The organism is Rhizobium sp. PEPV16 (assembly GCF_008919455.1).
In the GTDB taxonomy this organism is placed as follows: Bacteria; Pseudomonadota; Alphaproteobacteria; order Rhizobiales; family Rhizobiaceae; genus Rhizobium; species Rhizobium leguminosarum_Q.
Map to the genome: position 1 here is coordinate 1 of NZ_VSZV01000149.1, position 1,596 is coordinate 1,596.

2 protein-coding genes are annotated in these 1,596 nt (G+C 58.6%); one reads left to right on the forward strand and one right to left on the reverse strand.

Features of this window, described 5'->3' with window-relative positions:
• Positions 1–68: 68 nt before the first annotated feature.
• Complete coding sequence (locus FY112_RS02900; RefSeq protein WP_017960090.1) at positions 69–530, reverse strand: Lrp/AsnC family transcriptional regulator; 462 nt, start codon at positions 528–530, stop codon at positions 69–71.
• Positions 531–652: 122 nt separating this feature from the next.
• Here FY112_RS02900 and FY112_RS02905 point away from each other — a divergent pair, with 122 nt between their 5' ends.
• The gene (locus tag FY112_RS02905; RefSeq protein WP_151517617.1) at positions 653–1,444 is read left to right on the forward strand and encodes a phenylalanine 4-monooxygenase; all 792 of its coding nucleotides are present in this window, start codon (positions 653–655) and stop codon (positions 1,442–1,444) included.
• Positions 1,445–1,596: the final 152 nt, after the last annotated feature.

The window sequence follows — 1,596 nt, forward strand, 5'->3', positions numbered from 1 at the left end:
CATTCGAAGGTTTTCCGGTGCTGATGCCGGGTCACTGATGTCTACGGCATCGCCCTGCGCAGTCATATCTAGATCGGCAGTTCGGTCGAGAATTTCAGCTCGCGCAGCACGAAGCTCGAAACCACCGTGCGCACATGCGGGTTGCGCATGAGATAGCGGGTCATGAAGGCTTCATAGCTTTCCACGTCGCTTGCCCGGATCTTCAGCATGTAATCGAAGGCGCCTGACAGGGCGTAGCACTCCATGATCTCCGGCCGTTCCAGCACCACCGCAGCGAACGACGCGACCGCCTCTTCGTGGTGATCCTCCAGCGTGACATGCGCGATGACGCAGAGCTTGAGATCGAGTTTGCCAGGATCGAGCAATGTCACACGCTTGCGGATGACGCCGTCGGCTTCCAACTCCTGGATCTTCCGCCAGGCCGAGCTCTGCGACATGCCGGCCTTTTCCGCCAGGTCGGCCAGCGACAGGCTGCCGTCGGCCTGGACGAGTTGCAGAAGCTTGCGGCGGAAATTCCCAGTTTCTTTCATTTCCGCATCTCATTCGGGAATATTTGCCACCATTATGGCGATAACCAGCATGAAAGAAAAGAAAATCCTCCAAACCCGGGTCATAATGGCAGGAATAGCGCCGTGCCTGGGAGGATCAGCCTATGACCAAGGAAAGCAGCTACACCGCCAAACTGTCCAGCCCGGACGGTTTGTATGACTACACTCCGGATGAAGATGCGATCTGGGGCGAACTCTACCGGCGTCAGATGAAGCTGCTGGCCGATACCGCCTGCCGCGAATATCTGGACGGCGTCAAAATGCTGGGGCTGAAGCCCGATAAGGTGCCTCAGCTTCTCGACGTCAACAAACGCCTGAACGAGACCACCGGCTTTGGCGTCGAAGGCGTGCCGGCGCTCATTCCGCCCTCGCGCTTTTATGAGCTTCTGTCGCAAGGCAAATTCCCGCTCGCAACCTTCCTGCGCCGTCGCGAGCATATCGACTATATCGAGGAACCGGACCTGTTCCACGAGGTTTTCGGCCATTGCCCCATGCTCACCAACCAGAGCTATGCCAATTTCGTCCGGCATTTCGGCGAAACGGCCGTCCGTCTCGGCAAGGGCTATTCATGGCACCTGTTCCGGATCTTCTGGTTCACCGTCGAATTCGGCCTGATCAATACGCCGCAAGGCCGCCGTTGCTTCGGCGCGGGCATCGTCTCATCGCCCAGCGAAGCGAAGGCGGCAATGGAAGGGAAGGCGTGCGAATTCCGGCCGTTCGATCTGCTGAGCGTGCTGAGAACGCCCTACCGGATCGATATCCTCCAGCCGATCTACTATGTCATCGACAGCTTCGCCGATCTGGAAGCCATCGTGGAGCAGGATATCGAGGCCACCATCCTCAAGGCAAAATCGCTGGGTGATTTCGCCCCCGCTTTCGAAGCCAAGGCTTGGTGAACCCCGATGATAGGGCGGCTTGCCTCGCCGCGGTGCGGCGAGGCAAAATAGTCTTGCGAGCACTTACTGCATGACCGCCGCGAACCGCATCCACTTGGCGATCGAGTCGATCGGCGTGTTGTCTGGCATCTTGAGAGGGCTCTGACTGGGGG

Bases quoted from the DNA above. Each gene is read 5' to 3' on its own strand.
- FY112_RS02905 (WP_151517617.1), top strand. From the start codon at position 653: ATGACCAAGGAAAGCAGCTACACCGCCAAACTGTCCAGCCCGGACGGT.
- FY112_RS02900 (WP_017960090.1), bottom strand. From the start codon at position 530: ATGAAAGAAACTGGGAATTTCCGCCGCAAGCTTCTGCAACTCGTCCAG.